This window comes from Stenotrophomonas sp. STEN046, from assembly GCF_056759755.1.
The window spans coordinates 38676-60267 of sequence record NZ_JBRRDR010000013.1 but is presented as its reverse complement, the minus strand read 5'-3'; the positions used below and the strand labels follow the sequence as shown (position 1 = coordinate 60267).

The 21592-nt window shown below is 59.9% G+C and carries 13 protein-coding genes; 4 read left to right on the top strand and 9 right to left on the bottom strand.

Annotation, left to right across the window (positions count from 1 at the left end):
• The first annotated feature begins 61 nt into the window (after nucleotides 1-61).
• Both ACVOLJ_RS08710 and ACVOLJ_RS08705 read left to right on the top strand, forming a co-directional pair.
• Nucleotides 62-832: a site-specific integrase gene (locus ACVOLJ_RS08710; RefSeq protein WP_481563942.1), complete on the top strand. Its 771-nt coding sequence runs from the start codon at nucleotides 62-64 to the stop codon at nucleotides 830-832.
• A 55-nt stretch (nucleotides 833-887) separates the two neighbouring features.
• Nucleotides 888-1331, top strand: a complete 444-nt coding sequence (locus ACVOLJ_RS08705; RefSeq protein ID WP_481563941.1) for a hypothetical protein — start codon at nucleotides 888-890, stop codon at nucleotides 1329-1331.
• A 613-nt stretch (nucleotides 1332-1944) separates the two neighbouring features.
• Here the strand turns inward: ACVOLJ_RS08705 and ACVOLJ_RS08700 are convergent.
• The 4 genes from ACVOLJ_RS08700 to ACVOLJ_RS08685 form a co-directional block, all read right to left on the bottom strand.
• Nucleotides 1945-3000, bottom strand: a complete 1056-nt coding sequence (locus ACVOLJ_RS08700) for a fimbrial protein (RefSeq protein ID WP_481563940.1) — start codon at nucleotides 2998-3000, stop codon at nucleotides 1945-1947.
• Nucleotides 2997-5684, bottom strand: coding sequence for a fimbria/pilus outer membrane usher protein (locus tag ACVOLJ_RS08695; protein WP_108771995.1), 2688 nt, complete (start codon nucleotides 5682-5684; stop codon nucleotides 2997-2999). Before ACVOLJ_RS08695 ends, ACVOLJ_RS08700 begins: the two co-directional genes overlap by 4 nt.
• A 144-nt stretch (nucleotides 5685-5828) precedes the next feature.
• A complete protein-coding gene (locus tag ACVOLJ_RS08690; protein WP_199912362.1) occupies nucleotides 5829-6581 on the bottom strand; it encodes a fimbrial biogenesis chaperone in 753 nt (250 codons plus the stop codon).
• Nucleotides 6582-6715: 134 nt separating this feature from the next.
• On the bottom strand, nucleotides 6716-7255 hold the full coding sequence (locus tag ACVOLJ_RS08685; RefSeq protein WP_108771997.1) for a fimbrial protein: 540 nt from the start codon (nucleotides 7253-7255) through the stop codon (nucleotides 6716-6718).
• A gap of 273 nt (nucleotides 7256-7528) precedes the next feature.
• Here ACVOLJ_RS08685 and ACVOLJ_RS08680 point away from each other — a divergent pair, with 273 nt between their 5' ends.
• Entirely contained in the window at nucleotides 7529-8212 is a 684-nt protein-coding gene (locus ACVOLJ_RS08680; protein WP_108771998.1) for a response regulator transcription factor, read from the top strand.
• Between the two features lie 703 nt (nucleotides 8213-8915).
• On the opposite strand, the gene ACVOLJ_RS08675 is transcribed toward ACVOLJ_RS08680, so the two are convergent.
• The 4 genes from ACVOLJ_RS08675 to ACVOLJ_RS08660 form a co-directional block, all read right to left on the bottom strand.
• The gene (locus ACVOLJ_RS08675; RefSeq protein ID WP_481563939.1) at nucleotides 8916-10340 is read right to left on the bottom strand and encodes a TolC family protein; all 1425 of its coding nucleotides are present in this window, start codon (nucleotides 10338-10340) and stop codon (nucleotides 8916-8918) included.
• Nucleotides 10340-11587: an HlyD family type I secretion periplasmic adaptor subunit gene (locus ACVOLJ_RS08670; RefSeq protein ID WP_108772000.1), complete on the bottom strand. Its 1248-nt coding sequence runs from the start codon at nucleotides 11585-11587 to the stop codon at nucleotides 10340-10342. Before ACVOLJ_RS08670 ends, ACVOLJ_RS08675 begins: the two co-directional genes overlap by 1 nt.
• Nucleotides 11584-13746 carry a type I secretion system permease/ATPase gene (locus ACVOLJ_RS08665; RefSeq protein WP_481563938.1) on the bottom strand — a complete coding sequence of 721 codons (2163 nt, stop codon included), beginning with the start codon at nucleotides 13744-13746 and terminating at the stop codon, nucleotides 11584-11586. Before ACVOLJ_RS08665 ends, ACVOLJ_RS08670 begins: the two co-directional genes overlap by 4 nt.
• A gap of 252 nt (nucleotides 13747-13998) precedes the next feature.
• On the bottom strand, nucleotides 13999-17094 hold the full coding sequence (locus ACVOLJ_RS08660; RefSeq protein ID WP_108772002.1) for an Ig-like domain-containing protein: 3096 nt from the start codon (nucleotides 17092-17094) through the stop codon (nucleotides 13999-14001).
• Nucleotides 17095-17695: 601 nt separating this feature from the next.
• Between ACVOLJ_RS08660 and ACVOLJ_RS08655 the strand changes: the two genes are divergently transcribed.
• Nucleotides 17696-18622, top strand: a complete 927-nt coding sequence (locus tag ACVOLJ_RS08655) for a PhzF family phenazine biosynthesis protein (RefSeq protein ID WP_108772003.1) — start codon at nucleotides 17696-17698, stop codon at nucleotides 18620-18622.
• A 727-nt stretch (nucleotides 18623-19349) separates the two neighbouring features.
• Here the strand turns inward: ACVOLJ_RS08655 and ACVOLJ_RS08650 are convergent.
• Nucleotides 19350-21416, bottom strand: a complete 2067-nt coding sequence (locus ACVOLJ_RS08650; protein WP_159093612.1) for a reprolysin-like metallopeptidase — start codon at nucleotides 21414-21416, stop codon at nucleotides 19350-19352.
• Between the last annotated feature and the right edge of the window lie 176 nt (nucleotides 21417-21592).

Genomic DNA, 21592 nt, shown 5'->3' with positions numbered 1-21592 from the left:
AAATCATCTGTGGGTGCAGACGCACCGTACTCACCAGAAGAAAGGGGGAGTCGGAGCCCCTATGAAGCATATCAACGATCCCCTAGAGGCATTGGTACGCGTATTCGGCCTAAGACATCTTCTGGATTCAGCCAACCCCAGAGTTCACTCTCACCGCTTCCGAAAGACCCTCGCACGGATCGTCGCACTCACTCTTACCAACGCGCAGATGATCCTCATGGACTGCTTCGGACATGATGATCCAGAGATGACGCTACGGCGCTACATCCTCAGCGACCCAGCGATTGTGGCCGACGTTGAACGAGTACAGCGGGAACTTGTGATCCTTATGGCGAAGGAGGCAATTGAGTCTGCGGAAGACTTGGGGGGCACTATGGGGCAAGTCGTTCGCGATGCAAGGGAAAAGTACTTGCGCGTGCATCGCAAGAGCTCACTAGATCCACAGGACGTGTACGAACTCGCCGAGGCCCTTACCATGCAGGGGAGAGACTGGGTTGCAGTTATGCCCGGCGTGATATGCACTCTTCCAGTTGGCTTCACGGGCCCCTGCGCAGCTCACCAGGGGGGCCGAAACCCCGCGAACTGTCAACCTGGTTGCAGCAACCAGCTCCTTTTGGCGTACAACAGATCAGAGTGCGACGACATGGTTCGTTACATTGTTGAGCAACTGCAGAAGGCGATTGATGAGGAGGCAGTACAGATGGTTGCGCTTTGGGCTGGCCAGCTTAATAACTGGCTCTATCGATGGAACAGCGTCTTCGAAGCTTGGGTAGACCACCCATTGATCGCTGCCTACGGGAAGGCTCAACTAGGAAGGTCCTCGGATGAGTAAGAACAGTCTTCCGGAACAGCTTAGGAACCAGGCACGCTCTCGGACTCAGAATGTAGTGAAGAAGCTGGAAGCAGCAATGTCAGCGATGGAGCGTGACATCGACGCTAACGAAGGCATCTACCCATTCAATGGGGGACGGGCGTCAAAGGCTGAGGTGTGTCGTCGCGCCGGCGTAAGCAAAGTGACACTTCAAGGTTTAGCTCATAGAGCGACTACCAGCAAACGCATCGATGCATGGCTCAAGGGTCTGCGAGACAAGATGCACGTTGGTAGGAAGTCGGTGCGCAAAGCGGTCACCTTGCGCGCAGACAACTGGAAGGAGCTCTACCTTCAAGCAGTCCGCCAGACCGACCTGTATAGAATCGAAGCGATTGCCCAACAAGACTTGCTTTCGAAAGCACAGCAGCAAATCGCGGAGCTTGAGCTACAAGTCAAAGGACTCCTGCAGGCAGCCTCCGCAGGGAAAGTGGTAAGCATCTCTCAGAGTCGACTAGATTAGCGCCGGCGAAAACATAGGCACCAGAAACACAGCTCTGCCCTCTGGGCATATGCGAGTGAAGTTGTTGTAATTGTCGGCGAATCGAAGCCACAAGCGGCACTGGACCGTTGATCGCGCCGAATTCGCACTTCGGGGCTATATCCAATATTTGCATTGCGCAGAGAGGTTGACTTGCTGTGTATCGAACGGCTCATGACGCAGAGTTAGAGCTCCCCTATCTCAACCACCGTCCATACCTAAGCCCTGCGCTGAGTTAGAAAGATACTAGCGCACACGAGAACCATTCATCCAATTGTGCTCTCCGAGATACCAGAGCACCATCATCGCGCCACAAGATACCTTGTGGCGCCCTCCCTCCAAGCCACCAGCACATTAATCACTTTAGGGGCAACGCCGACAAGCTGCCCCCCGCCCCCATGCGACGCCGAAGCTCACTTGTAGCAGTGGCGGCGCAATTGCCTTACATGCCAAGCTAAACATCAGCGGCACTCAGGTACATCCGCGAGAATCCTGGCCCCAGAATTCGCCATTGAAAAAGCAACAATTCAACCCAGCCATGATAAAAATTATTCTTTTGGCAGAAACCAAGATTTTAGCTTATCCCGACAATTGATCAGTCGTAACTCATAGTGAACGTGGCAGCCGCCTGCACGGAGCCTCCGGCTACGGACGCCCCGGTCTGCACCATTTGTCCGCGAATTGGAATGTCGAGTGTGCCATTACCCATGTCTTGAATGAAGAAACGGTTCTGTGCGCTAGCATCCGCTGAATCAGGCCCATACGAAATGACCTCCCCACCTTGGCGTCGCAAACGAACGGAAACGCCTTTAGCGGATGAGCCCGCCGACAGTGGCAGCAAGTCACTTCGATTTGTTGGATCTACAGCATCCGTCATCACCATATTCACGCCCACACTCCCCCCTTGGCCGCCAGCGCAGGTTAGCGTGATGTTTGATGCAGGACCCAGTGCAGCCTCCGCACCGACGCCAGTGAAAACATCAGATGCCACGGTACCTAGACTTAGAGGGACATTTGGCGTTTGAACAGAACATGTCGGAATAGTGGGAGTGACGATGATAGATCCATTGACGCTGATTCTCCATGCAGTAAAGCCATGGGATACGACCTGCGCAAGGCCGATGACTCCAGTGATCGCGCCTCCTGAAGAAATGTTACCAGTCTTTATGAGCTCAAATGTGATTGTATTATTGATCGCCACTGGCAGGCTACTGCCAGTATACCTAAATGACCAAGGCATCCACTCTGGGTTAGAGCTATACCGCAGTCGATATCCGACACCAGGTATTGAAGAAGCATAGACCTTACCATTAGGCGTGCCCGGCGCCCCCACAAAATTCATCACACCGATATCTGCGGTACAGATGATGTTGTATGGACCGGAATTGCTCATGGTAGTTGTGGCAGAGTGAAGCACAGCCCCCACCGGGGCACTGGGATCAATTTGAATGTCGGGCGAATTGAACAAATAATCTGCCGGCCCGCCCCCTGGGAGTGAGGTCTGGCAAGATGCATAGGCGATCGATGAGCCCGCTAGATAGAACGCCATCATGATCGAAAGAGGACCTCCACAGGCCAGCATGCGACGCCGCGACCGGACAGATTTAGACTCGACTGATCCGTTTAGAGGAAAAACGTTATGACTGCTCATTGGGCGCCTCCAGTGTGGTTCTCGAGCGTCTCGCTCAACTGCATGCTTTCAGTGACGGGCTGGGCTTGCTCCCCCACCCCAGGTCGGCAGAGTTTCTTCATTTGAATCGGAAGCCCATCGGCAGGTGATGCCGGCAGCGAATAAGAAACCCGACACTGTTGGTCTGGAGACTCACCCCACTTCACGAAGAGATCGCCTCGGTCTGCTACGCCGCGCATCCAAAGTCGGCTCGCTTGTCCGACCACCCCTACCGCATTGCCTTCGGAATCCAGAACATCCGCGCCGAATGGAATTGAGCTGCCGTCAGCCTGCGTCGCATGAATGAGAACGGAGCGTCCACCACTGCGTGCCACAAATGGAAGTGACACAACAGCACCTGCGCGTGGTGCACTACGAGCTAGAGTTGTCTCGAGTTCCACATCAAGCGGCAATCCCTTCGGGTCAAGATTTACGTCGTTCATCCGATAAGGAGTGAGGTACGGAACTACCGCATAGCCTCGTTTATCGACACGAACGCCACCGGCACTGCTGACCGATGCGCCAGCCGCACCTGGGGCGTGCACAATGCCAATGGTCTCCCCGACATCCTGCGCAAGGGTGACGCCTCCGGGATGGATAACGACGCCGCCGCGCAGGCCTGCGCCAAGCTGGCGGTAGCCGTCTCCGTCGGTGTAGTTAGCACTTACCGAAGCATTCGACCCGCGATAGCTTGCGTTGGTATTGAACGTCGTGCCGTCACCACGCTCATTGTGATCCAAGCTCGCACCGTAGTTTATGTCGTGGCTGGAAGTCCCAGTAACGCCAATCCCGCCTCCTGCACTACCGCCCGGTGCTTGGCGATAGCGAGCGGTCAGCAGCGGCTGCCTGGGCGCACGTCCCAGCGGTACCGTGAAGCTGATGTTGTATTGGGTGTCCGTGCGCTCAATACCACTATTGAACTCACTGATTCTGTTGCGCTGAGCAAAAATGCTGTAGCTCACGGTGCGCCAAGTGTTGCTGTAGCCTGCGCTGTAGGTGCGCTGACTCTCATTTCGGTTCCAGTAGCTGGTTGCGCTCCCGGTCAACCACAAACGCCCGTTGCCCTCGCCTAGGTCTTGACTCACGTTAACATCGAAGCGATGGCGTTGGCGCGCGATCTTCTGAAAGTCTTGCCCTTCGCTAAGCTGTTGGCGCATGCGCAACGCGTCCACTAGATCGAGGTAGCCGTCGGTAGAGTAACGATAGGCTGCAAGCGAGAAGTTGGTGCCGGTGTCAGCAAGAATCTTGCTGTAGCTGAAGCGCAGCGATTGGCCAATCATCTGACGACCCGACTCCGACGTCTGCAGTGGAAGCTCCGTTCGAGAGTTGGTGATATCGCCGGCAAATGCGCCCCACGGCGTGTTGAACGCAGCGCCCACCTGCACAGCTCCGTAGCCCTGCGAAGACAAGATGCCTCCGTAGGTGGTCAAGGTGTTGGTGACGCCCTGCTGCCAAGTACCCTCAACAAGGTGAGGATCTCTGCGAAGCTGCAGGTCGCGCACTCGTCCCGCCGAGACGCTGAAGCGGTGCGTGCCCGGTCGAAGAAGCTGCGGGACTGCGGCAAACGGAACGCTGAAGCGCTGCTCGCGTCCATCGGCCTCAGTGACCACGACATCCAAGTCACCGCCAAAGCCCGTAGGGTACAAATCATCAATGACGAAGAGACCTGGAGCCACAGTGATCTCATGCAGCAAGTAGCCGCGCTGGTACACGGACACCTTTGCATTGGTGGCTGCATTGCCCCGAATAGTAGGCGCGTAGCCGCGCTGGGAATCAGGGAGCATGCGATCGTCGCTGTACAGGCGTGCGCCCGTAAAGCCAATGCTATTGAAGAGAGTTCCAGCAGTGCTAGTTTGGCCAAGAATCAACTGCGAACGTAGAGAAGGCAGGTCGCGCTGAGCATAGCTCTGCGAAGCCCGATACGTGCCCTGCCGTCCAGTTCCGAACAGATAGGATCCATCGTGGCGCAGTTGCCAGCCCCCGGCGTTCAGCTTAGATCGAACCCCCAGGTAGCCGCTGGTGTTGCTTCGCCCTTGAGTAAAGTTGCGGTGGATGCTGGAGTCGTAGGCAATGCTTGCTGCGGACACGCCCGCGTCCCAGCGCGAAGGATCGACCCAACCGCGCGCCGTGCGCCGAGTGAATGCCTGCGGCACGCTGACGTTGACCTGCATCGCGCTGCTGTCGAAGTAGAGGGAGGAGTTAGGGATGAAGCTTGCGAGATCTGCACAGAAGTCGCCTTCGGGGAGAGGGAGGAGCTCCTCGGGCTTATCAGCGGAGGCCTCAAGAGCGCCCAAGTCCACTCCCCAATCCTCCAGCATCTGACGGCTCAAGCAGGCCCGCACGCTGCCATCTTCCACTTCTCGGAAGCGCAGTTGCTGACGCCCCTGCCAGGAACCGTTGAGAGCGATATCCACGCTGTACTCGCCAGGCAATACGCCGGCGCCACGCTCGAAGCGTGAGACATCTACCTCAATGCCACGGCTGCTGAAGAACGCTGTGTTGAATTCAACATCCGCGACAGCCAGCATCGCACCTGCATTGGTTGAGTTCGGCTCGGCCACAGCCACAGCACTGAACCCTCCCAACACCAGTGCAACGGCGTGGCTCAGGACGGTTCGAGATTGCCTTAAACTTTGCCGTGCGGCGTTTGGCGATGACTTGAGCATTGCGGCCTACCATAAGTGAGAAGTCGTGACGCAGCAGAAACCGGCGCGCGCAGAGTGCAGCGCGCCTGGTTGGCTAGCGTCAGAGTGAATCTGTCGAAGCGGCGGGCGCGAACACCGGCCTGCCCAGCTCAGACAGCAGGATATTTAGGGGGACAGAGTCCGTGCGAGCACGACGTTGCCACCGAAATCATTGATAGTTTTGCCCACCACCTCGACCTTGCCAGAGATGGAGCCCACGCCATCGAGCGCGAACACAGTTGAAGCAAAGGGTGCCACCATGCCACCGCGCCGGGTCTTCGGCTGCCCGTATGTTTTCTCACCGACCCGCAATCCCAGCTCGAAGAAATTAACGTGGTAAGGAGAGGGATTTTCCACCTGCAGGGCCTTACCACCACCATCGGGGTCGTCAACCAGGGACCACTTCAGCGATTCAATTGCCTGCGTCGTATCGCCTGCAAGTTTGGCTGGGCGATAGAACACTTTGATACGGGTGCGCAGCGCAATCTGAAGCATATTTTGTTCATCGCCGACCTTGCGAGACGGAATCTCGTATACATTCAGCCAGTACAGAGTCTCGCGATCCGATGGCATCGCCTCGCCCGTGTGCATCAATCGAAGGACCTGAGCGGCCTTAGGGTCCATTCGCGCCATCGGCGGGGTAAGGTTGAAGGGGACCCGGATACTCTCCGGCGACGCCGAAGCGTCCCCATTGTCAAGCCACGTCTGGACCAGCACTGGCCTCTCGCCACGATTGTTCAACTTGATCGTGACTTCGCGCTCTTGGGCCGGATACACCACACGAGTGGCTTCGATAACCACCCCTGCGTGTGCCGAGGGAGCGAGAACAAAAGTGGACGCCAAGCCCAGTGCCAACGCGGCGGTAAATATCGAACGCATGCGGTTCTCCTGCAGGAAGCAACAAATCAACTGCATCAGCCTGGCAGCGCGTCCAGTGAAGGCACGCGCGTCCAGAGGGCCGACGCGACCGGTTCTATCCGGTCGCGCCATCCAGCTACCGTTTAAGCAGTGGCTCAGTTGTAGCTCATCGTGTAGTCGACGTGGGTCTCCACCGGGCCGGCGGTGGCGGCACCGGTAGCCTCGTAGCGAGCGAAGTAGTCAAGGCGCGTTTTACCCGGCGCGGCAACGATCGGCACGGCCTGGGAGTTGCTGCTGGTGGCCAGGTCAATCTTGCTACCGTCGGCGTTGAGAATTGCAACTTCAACGTTGGTAGCGGGATTGGTGGCGGCTTCATTGGTCAGACGGCCGGTGACGAGATTGACCGGCGAGCTTGCCGACTCGAAGTGCATCTTGGCAGTACCGGCACAGCTCGGGCCGCTCAGGTTGAAGAAGAAGTTAACTTCACCGGCGGTATCACCACTTGCCGCCAGGGATGCATTCGAAACGGTCGGAAGCTTGACCGTGGCGTCCGGGGTGCCGGAGGAACCGGACTCGATGACGCAAGTGGTGGTGGTAATCGCACCATCGATGGTGATGGTGCCATCAGCGGCCATCGCCGAAGAGGTACCCAGAGCCAGCAGAGCGACTGACGCAGCAATTGCGGAGAGTTTCATTTGTATTTCCTATGGTTTCAGGGAAGAGCAACTTGAGACTCACTTTGTTGCCGTTTTGCCGCCGTTGAGGAGGTCGGTGGGCGTCGCAATTGGCTCAAGCGAGGTGGCAAACGATACTGTTGGCAAAGTTCCCGAAACATAGATATTGTTTGAAAGCCCCCACGGCACATCCGACCAAGAAAGCTGAATGAATCGTTCATCCCGCCCTAGAACCGGATCCCGCACCGCCTTAACGGCTACTCTTGTCCCGCCCACCGCCAATGAGGTACGCCAGTGACGCTTTCTACTGCTCACGCCATCAGTGTCGCGCTGGTCGACGATCACGACATCGTGCGGTTTGGTCTAGGCACACTGCTGTCTCGCGAATGCGATCTCGAGCTGGTCGGAAGCTTCGCTACGTCAACTGAGCTTCTGAATGCGCTAGAGATCCGAGTACCGGACGTACTGCTTGTTGACCTGCGCCTTGGCGAAGGCGACATCGACGGCATGGCCTTGATTTCACAAGTCGTCCAACGCCATCCGGGCTGCCGGATCTTGGTACTGTCGGTTGACGATGTTCCTGCCAATGTCGCTAGAGCACTGCAACTCGGGGGCACAGCGTTCGTAAATAAGAATGCAGCAGCTTCCGAGCTGGTGCTGGCTGTCCGTCAAGCGGCCAAGGGGCGGCGCACCCTCCCTCCCAGCCTGGGCGCGGAGTCACCACTGCTGAGGACTTCGAGTGCCGAGAAGAACTCAACCTCGGCAAAACCTGGCGAGCTCGGCGCAAGGCTTTCCTCGCGTGAGCGAGAGATTCTCGATGACTTGATTCGCGGCTTGACGATCAACGAGATTGCGCTGAAGCACGGTCGAGGTCAGTCCACCATCAGCTCTCAGAAGCGAACTGCCTTCACCAAACTCGAGATCAGGAGCATTGGCGAGTTGTTCAGGATCAAGGACCTTATAGGTCTGGGGCGCTGAACTACTCGGGGTGTGGGCCACGGTCTATGAAGAAGAACGCGGCGCTACTTGTGTACTTGTCGGCAGCCGCCCAACCCTTCGCACGGCGAACGACTCCTTAGTCACGAGTGACTTTGGCTGCAGAAAGCCATTTAGAGCAGGCGCGATGCACCTGCTGCGGGAGCTCACACTCAGAGCATTTGGCGTCACCATTCTTTGTAGATGAGACATCCGCACTGAAAATCACAAGGCTTTCTTGCTAAGTCTCGGGAGCGGAGGGCCATCCTGCGCCCTCCACGTATGGCCCCCTTGCAGAGCTTTAGCGCAAAGGTAGGCACCCTACTTTAATGGGCCGAGTCCAACTTCAACGAGCAGCCCATGCCCTGTCGAAGGCTGGCGTGCAGATGCCGTAGAGAGCCAAATCCCCGCACCATATATCTAAGAAAGAACTACGTGACGAGCGGCTACGGTCGAGTCATGCGCAATCCGGCTGACCCTCAAGCTTACGGGCCAGCGGCCGCCGCTACCGTCCGATGTAGCGCAAAGTTCTTCAGCGTATTCTCCCGCGCTTCACATCGCGCTCAGAAATCTCTCAGGCCGGCTCTAGCAACATGCAATGTCGGGTCCGAGACCGTTCGGTCAATAGCTTGCGAATGTGAAAACACTTTCACACACATTCGTCGATGCGCGGTTCACACGTAAGCACCGGCGGGCCGGTAGCGCATCAACCTTTTACGTGCAGCCACTGCAACAGGCCACCAGCACCGCTGCGCCCCCGCAGCACCGCATTGTAGCCATCGAAACGACTGCTCACTTCATTAACCTGGTTGCTGTAGTAATCGCTTTCCGCACTCAGCACATCGAGCAGAGTGCGCCGCCCCAAGTGGTACCACTGCTCGAAGAATGCCTTGCGGATCAGTTCTGATTCGGCCACCAGCTCACGATATGCATCAGCCCGCTGGTATAGCGTCTGGGCATCCTGGGTGGCGCTGCGCAACTCATATTCCAGATCCAGGCGGATCTGCTCCTCGCGCAGCTTGCTGGCTGCAGTGCGTTGCGCGGACGCCGCGCGGGCAGCACGTTGTGCGCCCCCTTGGAACACCTTCCAGCTCAGCGCGAGACGCGTTTCCCAGGGCTGCTGCGTGCCGGTCTCGCCGCGGCCCATGGTCTTGTTGATGACCCAATCCAGCTGTGGCCACGCCGAAGAACGGATCGCTTCTGTTTGCCACTGCGCCGCCTGGCTTTCGGCCTTGGCCTGAAGCAGCAGCGGATGCGCCGGCATCTGGTCCAGCAATTGCTCCAGCCCGACCGGTTGCAGCGCCCAGCTGCGTTTCAATGGTAGTACCGGCAGTTCGTCGCCCAGCAGCTTTTGCAATGCCAGTTCGGCATCGCGGCAGCGCGAAAGCGTCATATCCAGACTGGTCTGGGCCTGAAGTAACCGCGCCTTGGCTTGGGTCAACTCGCTGGCGCGGCCCGGGTCGACCTTGACGATCTCGGCAAGCATCGCCACCAGCGAACGCAGGCGGTGGATGTAACTCTGCCCCACTTCTGCCAGCAGTCGCTGTTTGGACAACTCGACGATGTACACGGTGACCTGCGCGGCATTGTTCTGCTGCTGCGCGGCGTACTGCTCGGCGGCGGCCAGGGCGGACTGCTCGCGGCTCTTGAGGGTGCCGCGGGTGCGCCCAAAATCGTAGAGCGGGGTCACCACCTTGAGGCTCAGCGCCACATCCATGCTGTTGCTGTTGCTGGTGCCACGCCCACTGTCCACGGTCAAGGCTTGGGATTGCGAGCCTATCTCCACCTGCGGCCAGCGCCACCCTTTGACCTGGTCGACGTCGGACAACGCCGCGCCCCACAAAGCTTCCGATTCACCCACTGCGGGGCTGCGCAGCATCGCGTTCCGTACCGCAGCGGACAGCAGCGTGCGCAGCTCGTCTTCGCTCAACGGAACTGGGTCAACGGCGTTTCCGGTTTGATCGGAACGGTCATCCAGCCACTGCGCAAACACTGTCGCAGCGGCGTCCGGCGGCACCTCATCGGCGGCAGCCGCACCGCCCAGAGCGGCGCCCGCCAGCCCCAGCCACGACAGCATGATCGGCGCTATCCATGCCGACAGTCTGTGACGTGCCGTGGGCATCTTCTTCATCAACGCTCCCTGAAGGCTTCTTTCGCCTTGAATACCGGCTTCAACAGATAGTCCAGCACGGTCTTTTCGCCGGTGCGGATCTCAACCGTGGCTGTCATGCCTGGAATGATCGGCAGCCTCCTTCCAGCAACCTGCAGCGCGTTGCTGTCAGTCAGTACCAGCACCCGGTAGTAGCTGTCATCCGGGCGCCCGCTGGCCGCGTTGGCCTCGTCCTTCAGGGTGTCGGCACTGACCAGCTGCAGGCGCCCCAGCAGGCCACCATAGACACCGTAGTCGTAGGCAGAGAGTTTCACCGTGGCCGGCAACCCGGGTCGCAAGAACGCGACGTCTGCGGGCTTGATCTTCGCCTCCACCAGCAGTTGGTCCTGCAGCGGGACAATTTCTAGAATGTGCTCGCCCGGCTGGATCACTCCACCGATGGTATGCACCCGAATGTTCTTCACCGTTCCGTACAACGGTGCGTTGAGCGTAGTGCGATCAACGATGTCGGCGCGTCCGACCAGGTTTGCGATGGTCTGCGACAGTTCCAGTTCCGAGCGCGCAAGCTCGGCGCTGGCTTCGGCACGGAACTTGTTGCGATGCTCGACTACCTGGATCTGCAAGTCATTGGCTTGGCGCTGCATCCGCAGTAGTTCGACCTCCGACATCAGGCCGCGCGCAACCAGCGGCCTAGCCAGATCTATCTCCTTCATGGCCAACGTATGGCTGCGATGCGATGCGGCGACCGATTGCTCTAGCGCGCGCTTGCGAGCCTGGTACGCCTGCGCTTCCTTGCCCGTGATGGCGACATCTTCCAGTACGTCCTCGGGGAATTCCAACGGCGCCTGGTAGGCTTCAGCACGCAGGCGGGCAATCGAGGCCTTCAGGCCCAGCGCCTTGGAGTACGCCTCACTGTAACTGGCCTTGGCCCGGGTCGGATCGATCTTCAGCAGCACCTGGCCTTTGTCGACAATATCGCCCTCGCGGACGTTCATCTCGACCAGGATGCCACCCTCCAGACTCTGGATGACCTGTTCACGACTCTGCGGAATGATGGTCGCCTCGCCACGGGTGATCTCCTCGACGCGGGCAAACCAAGCCCAGCATATCGCCGCCAGCAGCACCGCAAGGATCAGATACAGCATGCGCCTAGAACTAGGGGGCGACTGGCTCAGTAGCGACTGCCGGACATCGTCCATGAAGGCAGCATCAGCGGCGGACAGGGTCGGCTGCGTACGGAGGCGGACCTTTTTTTTCAGCCAAGTCATGCCGTATCCTCCAGCGAGCCGTGCTTGCCGCGAAACCGGGCCAGGATCGTTTCCTTTCGACCGTCGGCGGCAACGCTGCCGTCTTCGACGATGACCACGCGGTCGACCAGCTTCAACAGCGAGGGCCGGTGGGTCACCACCACCAGCGTCTGCCCCTGTACCGCACGGTGCAGGTGCTGCAGAAACCGCGCCTCGGTCTGCGCATCCATTGCGCTGGTGGGTTCATCCAGGAGCAGAAGGCGCGGTCGCGACAACAAGGTCCTGGCCAGCGCCACCAGTTGCCTTTGGCCGCCGGACAGGCCCTGCCCGCCCTCGCCGATCGGCAGGTTGATGCCCATGGGATGACGGCTGGCCACCACGTCAAGGCCGCACAGGCGGAGCACCCGCAGCAGCTGCTCCGGGCTCGCGTCCGGCCGCCCGATCATCACGTTCTCGCGCAGCGAACCATAGAATAGGCGTGCATCCTGGCCGACATAACCCACAGCACGGCGCCAGTCGGCAGGATCGATCTGGGTTACATCGATGCCGTCGCTGAGCAGCTGTCCCTGCACCGGCTGGAAGAGCCGTGCCATGATCCGCAGCAGGGTCGATTTGCCACTGCCGATGCGACCGAGGATGGCCAGCTTCTCGCCGGCCCCGATGTTGATGTCGATGCCCTGCAGCACCAAAGGACTGGATTGCATGCCCTGCTGCGGATAGCTGAAGCCGATGCCACGTAAAGTCAGCTGGCCGCTTAGCTGCGGGCACGCGATGTAATCTTGAGCACTGCCGCGATCGGTCGGCATCTCCATCAGCTTGTTCAACGAAACCAGCGCGGCCTTGGTCTGCTGGAAACGCACAGCCAGCCCGGTTACCTGGCCCAGCGGCGCGGTGACCCGGCCGGCCAGCATTACCGCAGCGATCAGGCTGCCCTGGGTAATCAGCCCCTCGCCGATGAGATAGACCCCGTACACCACTAGGGCTACGGTCTGCAGCTGCTGCAGCGAGGTGACCAGGTTGATCGCCAGCGTGGACAGCTGCCGCGACTTCATCGATGTATCTGCGGCCATGCCACTGAAGCGCTCCCAACGGCGCTGCATGAAGCCTTCACCGGCGACGGCCTTGAGGGTTTCCAGACCTTCCACGGATTCAATCAACACCCCCTGCTTGAGCGACGCTTCACGCAGGTTTTCCTGCATGGTCCTGGCTAGGGGCCATTGCGCCACGATGCTGACCAGCAGAATCAGCGGAATTACCAGCAACGGGATCCAGCCCAGTGGGCCGCCGATGGCGAAGATGAGAGCGGCGAATAGGATGACGAACGGCAAGTCTGAAATCACACTCAGCGTCGCCGAGGTTACGAAGTCCCTGACCGACTCGAACTCGCGCAGCTGGTTGGCGAACGATCCTGCCGATGCAGGCTTATGTTCCATGCGGATCGACATCGCCTGGCGGAACAGGATGCTGCCCATGACCAGATCGGCTTTCTTGCCGGCCATGTCGAGCAGGTGCGCGCGTGCATACCGTGCGATCGCTTCAAACACGAGCGCAACCGATACGCCGATGGCCAGCGACCACAAGGTGACATACGCCAGATTGGGCACCACGCGGTCGTAGACGTTCATGGTGAAGAAGATGGTCGCCAGCGCAAGCACGTTGATCAGCAACGCACCGAGCGCGGCGCTGAGGTAGTAACGCCGGTAGTGCCACAACGTAGAACGCAGCCAATGCCCGCTTGCCTGCGGCGCTTCCGCTCCGGCGCGTGCATCAACCCTGGCCCGGGGCTTGACCAAGATTGCATAGCCCGAATAGAGGCTGGCCATCTCCGCGGCGTCCAGCTCCACGGCCTGGCAACCGCTGTCCGGCAGCACCACGCGATAGCGCAGCTGTTCATCCTGGCCCTGGCGGCCGAGATAGACCATGCCTCCATGATCCTTGCGCAGCAGGATGAACGGTGCCAGCGAATCAAACAGCCTGGCCAGTGGACGTTGTATGATGCCGCCGATCAGACCGGCCTGCTCAAGCGCTGCGAGTGCCAACGAGGGCGTTAGCCGCCCTGCCTTGGGTAGGCCCGCCAGCAAGGCTTCGGCGGAGCGATGCTGGCCATGATGGCTGCAGATCCAAGACACGCTGTCGAGCAGCGTATCGTCGATGCGATCAGCGCCTTGGATGGCCTCCACGTATTCGCTGGACGCAGGGGCCGAGTTGGAGACATTCATTGGATCTACCTCGGATGTACCCGTAACGCACTGCCATTGCACACCCGCAGGGGTGAATCGACGCAGTAGTGAGAGCGCCTGCGTGCGGATGCGGGGAGCCTGCGGCCGGTCTGGCCTCGGCCCGCTACGGACCCTGCGTGCAGCGGCCGACGATCCCCAATCGGAGACCGCCGGCCTGAGTTGAAAAGCAGGCCGTCAACCCATCACGCCAACTCAGCTGGCCTGCACTTCCCAAGGCTGCATCGGGGTCGGCTGCACTGCCACATACGCACCGTCGCAGGTTTCGGCCGTCGGCGAGGTATCCAGCAGCAGCTCGACATCCTGCACTGCGTCGATGCCCGCCGCCTCGGCAAATAGCTCAACACCGGGCTGCAGCAGATCCTCCAGGGCCAGCCCGGCAAGACCGTCATCGGTCTGCGAGGGCATCGCAACGGGTTGATCGCTGTTGGGAAGCTGGATGTCGATCACGTAGACATCGGACGTACCGCCTTCGCCGCTGGCCATGAAGTGCTCCAAACCACCCAGCGCCCACTCCTCGGACACTTGATACTCCCAGTTCCCATCGCCGTCGACGGTGGCATAGCCCAGGTGTAGGCCACCGATGCCATCGGCATCGGTCAAAAGGATCTCCATAGCGCTGTTTGGCACACCGGTGCCACGCAGGATCGGATGGGTATCGTCGGTGCCGCCACCATTCTCGATGTTGCCGGTATCGGGCCCCACCCGATCCTCGATGCCGACAATCACCGGCTTCTCGGCAACCGGCACACCGCGGATGTCCAGCACGTACGGATCGGAAGAAACGCCACCGCTGCTGGCCACCAGCTGGTGCGCACCGGCTTCAAGCGCCGGCGTCACCGTCCACGCCCAGTGGCCACTCCCATCCACCGGCACGCTGCCGATCTTCTCTCCGTTGTCATGGATGTCGACTATGCTGCCCGGCTTGCCGGTACCACTCAGACGCGGAGTGGTGTCGTCGATACTGCCACCGTCGGCAACTACGCCTTGCTGGTAGCCGACATCATCGTAGGCGGACACAATATCCGGCTTGACTGGGACGGGCGGGGTGATCTCCAGCACGAACGGATCGGACGAAACGCCGCCGCCCTTGGCCATCAGCTGGTGCGAGCCGGCGTCCAGTGCCGGAGCAACCGTCCATGCCCAGGTGCCGTAAGGGCCGACCTGCACGCTACCGATCTTCTCTCCGTTGTCGAAGATATCCACGACGCTGCCCGGCTTACCGGTGCCGTTCAGGCGCGGCGTGGTGTCATCGCTGTTGCCACCACTGCGCACCTCTCCCCACTGCTGGCCGGCGTCATCGAAGGCGGACAGGATGCTCGGTTTGGACGCTGCCGGCGGTGTGATCTCAAGCACGAACGGACCCGAAAGAGCTCCGCCGCCGCTGACTACAAACTGGTGCGCGCCTGGCCCCAGTGCCGGCATCACGGTCCATGCCCAGCTGCCATCTGGACTTACCGGAACAGTCGCAATCCTTTGACCGTTATCGTAGATGCTGACCAACGTACCCGGCTGGGCGGTACCGTTCAGACGCGGGGTGGTGTCGTCGGTGCTGCCACCGCTGCGCACCTCGCCGCCCTGCGGGCCGGCGTCATCGAAGGCGAAAAGGATGTCCGGCTTCACTGGTGCAGGCGCTTGCGACGTGATGTCTAGCACGAACGGCCCGGAGCTGCCAGCATCACTGATGGCCACCAGTTGATGCATGCCCACCGTCAGCGCCGGGGTCACCGTCCACGACCAGGTGCCATTCTGGTCGACCGGCACACTGCCGATCTTCTGGCCGTTGTCGTAGATATCCACAGTGCCACCCGGCTGGCCGCTGCCACCCAGCCGCGGGGTGGCATCATCGATGCGGGCACCGCTGCCAACCGGCCCTTGCTGCTGCCCGACATCGTCGAAGGCAGACACGATGCTCGGCGCTATCGGACCCGGCCCGGTGACGTTCAGCACGAACGGATTGGAGTCAGCGCCCCCGCTGTTGACCACCAGTTGGTGCTCGCCCGCGCCCAACGGCTGCGCAACCGTCCAGCTCCAGCTGCCATCTAGATTGACCAGCACGGTGCCGATCGGCTGACCGTTATCGAAGATGGTCACCGTGCTGCCCGGCTCGCCAGTACCGCTCAGCTGAGGGGTGGCGTCATCGGTGCTATCACCGCTGCCGATGCGTCCCCATTGCTGGCCGGCATTGTCGAAAGCCGACTCGATGCTCGGCGGGGCAGCAGCGGTACCGGTGATCTCCAGTACAAACGGATCGGAACTCTGGCCCAGACCGGTCACCAGGAATGCGTGCTCACCTTCGCCCAGCGGCTGACGGACCGGGAAGGTCCAAGCACCGGAAGCGTCGACCCTCGCGCTTCCGATCCTGACCCCGTTGTCGAAGATGCTGACGATGCTGCCCGGCTGGCCGGTACCGCTCAACAGCGGGGTGCGGTCATCGGTGCTGCCACCGTTGCCGACCGGGCCCTGCAGTGCACCAACATCGTCGAAGGCCATGTCGATGTGCGGCGCGGCCAGGTTGACCTCAGTCTGCCCGGGCTGCTCTTCCTGCTCCAGCGGCGGCGGGTCAGTACCCGGCGCAGGGTTCGCCGTGGGAGCATCGGGCGCACTGATATTGAGTACGAAGGGATTGGACGATACGCCACCGCCGTTGGTCGTGAAGCGGTGCTCACCTAGGCTCAGCGCCGGGGTGACCATCCAGCTCCAGGTACCGTTGGCAGTGACCGCGGCGCTGCCGATCTTCACGCCATTATCGTAGATGTCGACCATGCTGCCAGGCTGGCCAACGCCGCTCAGCTCAGGAGTCGCATCATCAGTGCTACCGCCATCATTGACCCGGCCCCAGTGACCCCCCGCATTGTCAAACGCCGACAGGATGTTCGGCGGAGCCACGCTGGAACCGGTGATGTCGAGCACGAACGGATCGGAGGACTGGCCCAGCCCGCTCACCAGCAGCTCATGTTCGCCTAGGCTCAGCGGCTGCTTGACCTGGAAGATCCAACCACCGGAAGCGTCGACCCGAGCACTGCCAATCTTCACCCCGTTGTCGTAGATGCTCACGATACTACCGGGCTGTCCGCTGCCACTAAGGCGCGGGGCTCGGTCGTCGCTGCTGCCACCGTTGCCGATCGAACCCTGCTGAGCGCCGACATCGTCGATGGCCATGTCGATGTGCGGCGTGGCCAAACCAGAAATTTCGGTGGAAGGATTGTCGTTCTGGCCAATGGTGGCCTGCATCGCAGCATTGCTGAGTTCGAATCCGGACACGCCGGGTTCTTTCTTGCTGGTGGTCATACAACTCCTGAGCTCAATGGGTACGTGGGATCACAACGAAGGACGAAGGTGATGCCCCACTGTTGGGGTTCCGGGCAAACGGCTTCCCGCTTGCATGGAGTACCCAAGCAATCAGATGGGTTCGGTCGCCGGAAAAATAGTTCGCGCCCCGAACTGATTCTGTACAGGACAGCCGAATACCACCGTTGCTTCGGCGGGCGGAATGTAGCCTCTCGTCCCGCCCCATGGCTTTAGATATCGTACGAAAACGCTGCGATAGACCCATTTGCGACAAAACGGCGAGGCAACGTCTGTGCTGCCCTTCAGTGCAGCCGGAGACCGCTCTGGCGTGGATTGCGTCACGCCCTTCCCTTGCGACGGCGGCGCGCATGATCGCTGCGGCGTCAAAGCACAAGCGATGGGTGGACCGCCCTGCCGATGCGGCTCCTCCGCAGAGGGCACAAGTTGCAACAGTTTGCATGGCGATCACAGGCCCCCTTCGCTACCTTAATCGCCTCGATGAAGCTTCAACCGAAAGGCGATTGATCTGATCGATGCCAGAAAGGCCAGCCCCCACTTCAACTTGGCTCCCCCTCCCTCTTTCCCCAGGTCTACCTCTCTCATGGACACATTGCGCTACACCCAAGTTGACGTATTCGGAGAAGCGCCCATGCGCGGCAACCCCGTGGCGATAGTCCATTGCAACACCCCACCTACGGACCAACGCATGCTTGAAGTTGCTCAATGGCTTGGACTCAGTGAGACAGTGTTCCTGCTGCCACCCACCAATCCCGCAGCGGATTACCGGGTACGCATTTGGTCAACTCTGGGAGAACTCCCGTTCGCTGGCCATCCCACCCTGGGAGCGTGCCGTGCATGGATTCAATCTGGCGGCCTGCCACGTGGAGCCTCCGTTCTGCAGCAGTGCGGCGCTGGCCTCGTCGAGATTCGCCGCGGCTCCCGTCCATTCGCCGAACAGGCGGGATGCTCATCCGAGCCGGCAAGACAAGCAGCCTCAATGTCACTGGCCTTCAAGGCCCCCCCGCTTCTGAAGAACGGACCGCTGGAGCCCGAATTGCTGACCCGTGTCTGCGATGGACTGGGACTGAAGCCAAGTGACGTCTTAGACGCAGCTTGGGTAGACAATGGTGCAGGTTGGCTGGCCCTCCGGCTTCCCAGCCATAAGCACGTACTGGCTGTTGTTCCGGAATACTCCAAACTGCATGGCTTGGCGATAGGAATTATTGGTCCCGTGCACAATCAGGAAATCGCGAACGAAACATTGTTTGAATCACGCGCCTTCATTGCCGGCGATGCCGTTCCAGAGGATCCCGCAACCGGAAGCCTACAGGCGGGTATAGGAAGTTGGTTTGCACGGCTGGGCGTGGGCGCTGATACATACACGGTCCAACAAGGAACATGTCTGGGTCGCGCAGGGAGGATCACCGTCCAGCGCGAGCATGATGAAGTGTGGGTTGGAGGCAGTGCCACAACTTGCATTGATGGGACTATCTCCTTTGACACGAGCAGCGATGAACGCCACCCTTAATTCTTGCTGATTTTCAAAATTGCCCGCAGCAAATTGACTAGTCCGCGACCGGAGTGAAACACTGCGAGTTAGGCGCAAACGAGAGGATCTTCGATAGCAGAACTTTCGATAAAGAGATCCTCAAAAGATTAAAACGTATCTCCGCCCTTGCCCATTTCGCGCTGGGCCGGGCGGATAGGAAAAGTCAGCGCTGTCGGCACAAACCATGGCTGACAGCGCAACTTTAAGCAATCGCACCCCGGCCGCAATTCGGGGCACCCCCTACTCCTGAGCATAATGCGAGGGGAAAATCCGAAGATGCGCTAGCGCCCCATTCATTCAATACAGCTTTCAATCTAGCACAGGAATGAAGGGCTTTGCGACGTCGGCGCCCTCGATAACATGATGAGGAAATACTTTACATAAACTATTACGCCCTGGAGGAGCCTTCTAGATGGTGACGCATGGCTAGGATTGATTCACAAGCATCGACCATAGGGATCCAGGAGCAGATCCAGAAAGAGGCGATGAAAAGGGCAGGACGTATGCCAGCCGTCGGCTGGCGTCATCTGCTCGGGACGATCTGATCACGACTGGCCTCACTCCGTAACGAAGTCTGATCACACCGCTGGCTGACCGAACTGCCACCAACTCCGCAATGGCACGACCCACTCACCTCTGCTTCTAAGGACTCAAATAGTGGGGACGCTTCAATAGCTTTCCGGTGTGCGAAGATGCAACCTTTTGATCAGGGTATGATCTTGAAATCTCCGGGAGAGATTGCATAGAAAACGTTGCCGTCGCATCGTGCGCGAACCCGTGCGCGCGCAGTGGCCGCCACCAGGGCCGGCACCACTACAACAGCCTCGCCGATGTTTGGCACAGCCACGGCTAATGGCGCAGGGAGATAGTGATAGCCACCATCCACGGATAAATCAAGACTGACCGTACTGCAGTTTATCGGTGCGGCCGCCGTCCCAGCTACTTGCCAACGTACCCATTGCAACTCGCCCTGCGTCCAGCCTACATCGGCCAGCGGTTGTAGCACGGAGAATGGCTGACCGGTATCGACCACCCGAACAGTTGCATCAGCGCTGTCGGTGCGGCCCTGCTGGTCACGAACAGTTAGGCGGAAATGCAAGTCACGACTGGTCTGTGGATATGCCTCACCTGGTCCCAGTGACTGCTCGCCGAGGATCGCGGCCAATCGTGGAAAGCTGCGATGACTGCTCGACTGCGGTGGATAGCTGCGGAAGATCGGCCGCAGTCCGTCATCCTGCAGCTCCCCAAACTGCACGCTACCGGCGTCCATCTGCTCCCAGGCGTAGCGCAGCTTTGTACTTGGTGCGGCATGCGGAACCTTTGCATCTAGCTGGAATGGCGTACGCGCAGGAATCGTAGGCACTGACGGAACTGAGGTGGGATCGATCCACGGAGCCGGGCCTGGATCGATGCGCCTGACCGCACAATGCCCCCCGCGGGATCCCAGCCAGCTGTTGATCTGCGCCAGGTTACCCGCATGGAAATAGGCGTCGCTGAGGCTCTGCAATTGATGGCTTGGATCACGGCACAGCGTCGTGGCATAGCCCATCACCGTCGAGCCACTGCCCGGCTCAAAGGCAAACTCCTCACGAGCAGCAGGATTGTCTTCCCGCCCACATCCGTTGGCGGTATGCCAAGCACCAAACTGGTGACCAAGCTCATGCGCAACGATCAATATGGCCACAGGGTCGTTTACTGGATCCGGATGAATCGACCACGCCGCTCCCTTGTCCGTGCCTATGGACTCACCCGCAGCGGCGACCACACAGCTATTGCCAGTCACCCCGCTACCTCCGATGCCTCCCTCAGCCCAATCGGCGGCAAGCAGTAGATGCCCCACATCGTAGCCTTCCTCACCAAGCTCGCGGCGCAGAAGTTCGACATTGGCACGGAAGAAAGCCTGGTCGAAGTCGGGCGGAAACTGATCGAGAATCTTCTCGAAAGGATCGCTGCTCGGGTCAGTCAAGACCAACCGGTCACTGGCCTCAACCAGCGTGAAATGGACACCGAGATCGGTCTCATAAATCTGATTGATCTGGTTGACAGTGCGCATCACCCCGAATAGACCATCCTCGGCATTGCCTCCGAACAAGGCGGTGTAGGCGCTGCCAGCAACCACCGCAATGCGGAAATCATGACGCAGGCGGGCGGCAGAAGAAGGAGCGGGCTTCTCGCCGAGGTGACTGCCGCCTCCAGTGCCCAGCAGTTCCAGCAGTGGGCGCTGCTGCGTCAGCATTGATGATGCCGCCATCGGCCGGCGTGACACGCTGTACAGCGAGGATGACGATGTCCGAGGATCAGCTTGGATCGACCAGGAATAACCGTCGTCCCAAACCTTGGCAGTAAACTGGTCACTGGACAGATCCAGCCGGACCTGGCGCCCGGAGGCATCTTCACCGCGCAAACTGCGCAGATGCGGATACCGGCGCGCCAGCCCAGGCGGCAACGTGCCCGCGTCCTGTAACCGGAACTGGCTCCAGCCGCCCTCGGGCAGCGGCAAGGGCAGCGACACATCTGCCGAAATCATCCCATCAGGCCCTGGGACAACCTCAAGAAGTGCATGCAACCGCCCAATATCTAAGCGGTAGACCAGCGGCTCGCCGTACACCCGCCGCATACTGGGCTGTGGCCGCCAAATCTCCTTCATCTCAGCCGCCATCGGCGTCGTGCCGGCGACACGGCCAGATGCAGCCAACAGTAGCAGTATGCTGGGAATCGCGAACGCCCGCGACCTAGCCCTTCCCGCCCCATCTATTATCTTCAATGCCTTCATCAGGACATCCAGCACGTGTCGGAACGATGTACGTCCCAGTAACAATGATGCTAGCCTGCCCATGGCATCACGCGACGACTACCGACAGTCATTCACGCGCTTTCTGCGCAAAAGTTGGCAGAGGCGCTTGGAAATGACACGGAATGTCGCATTTGAACCTTGCACGCGACACAGAC

Bases quoted from the DNA above. Each gene is read 5' to 3' on its own strand.
- ACVOLJ_RS08655 (WP_108772003.1), top strand. From the start codon at position 17,696: ATGGACACATTGCGCTACACCCAAGTTGACGTATTCGGAGAAGCGCCC.
- ACVOLJ_RS08710 (WP_481563942.1), top strand. From the start codon at position 62: ATGAAGCATATCAACGATCCCCTAGAGGCATTGGTACGCGTATTCGGC.
- ACVOLJ_RS08695 (WP_108771995.1), bottom strand. From the start codon at position 5,684: ATGCTCAAGTCATCGCCAAACGCCGCACGGCAAAGTTTAAGGCAATCT.
- ACVOLJ_RS08650 (WP_159093612.1), bottom strand. From the start codon at position 21,416: ATGAAGGCATTGAAGATAATAGATGGGGCGGGAAGGGCTAGGTCGCGG.
- ACVOLJ_RS08660 (WP_108772002.1), bottom strand. From the start codon at position 17,094: ATGACCACCAGCAAGAAAGAACCCGGCGTGTCCGGATTCGAACTCAGC.
- ACVOLJ_RS08685 (WP_108771997.1), bottom strand. From the start codon at position 7,255: ATGAAACTCTCCGCAATTGCTGCGTCAGTCGCTCTGCTGGCTCTGGGT.
- ACVOLJ_RS08675 (WP_481563939.1), bottom strand. From the start codon at position 10,340: ATGAAGAAGATGCCCACGGCACGTCACAGACTGTCGGCATGGATAGCG.
- ACVOLJ_RS08670 (WP_108772000.1), bottom strand. From the start codon at position 11,587: ATGACTTGGCTGAAAAAAAAGGTCCGCCTCCGTACGCAGCCGACCCTG.
- ACVOLJ_RS08690 (WP_199912362.1), bottom strand. From the start codon at position 6,581: ATGCGTTCGATATTTACCGCCGCGTTGGCACTGGGCTTGGCGTCCACT.
- ACVOLJ_RS08700 (WP_481563940.1), bottom strand. From the start codon at position 3,000: ATGAGCAGTCATAACGTTTTTCCTCTAAACGGATCAGTCGAGTCTAAA.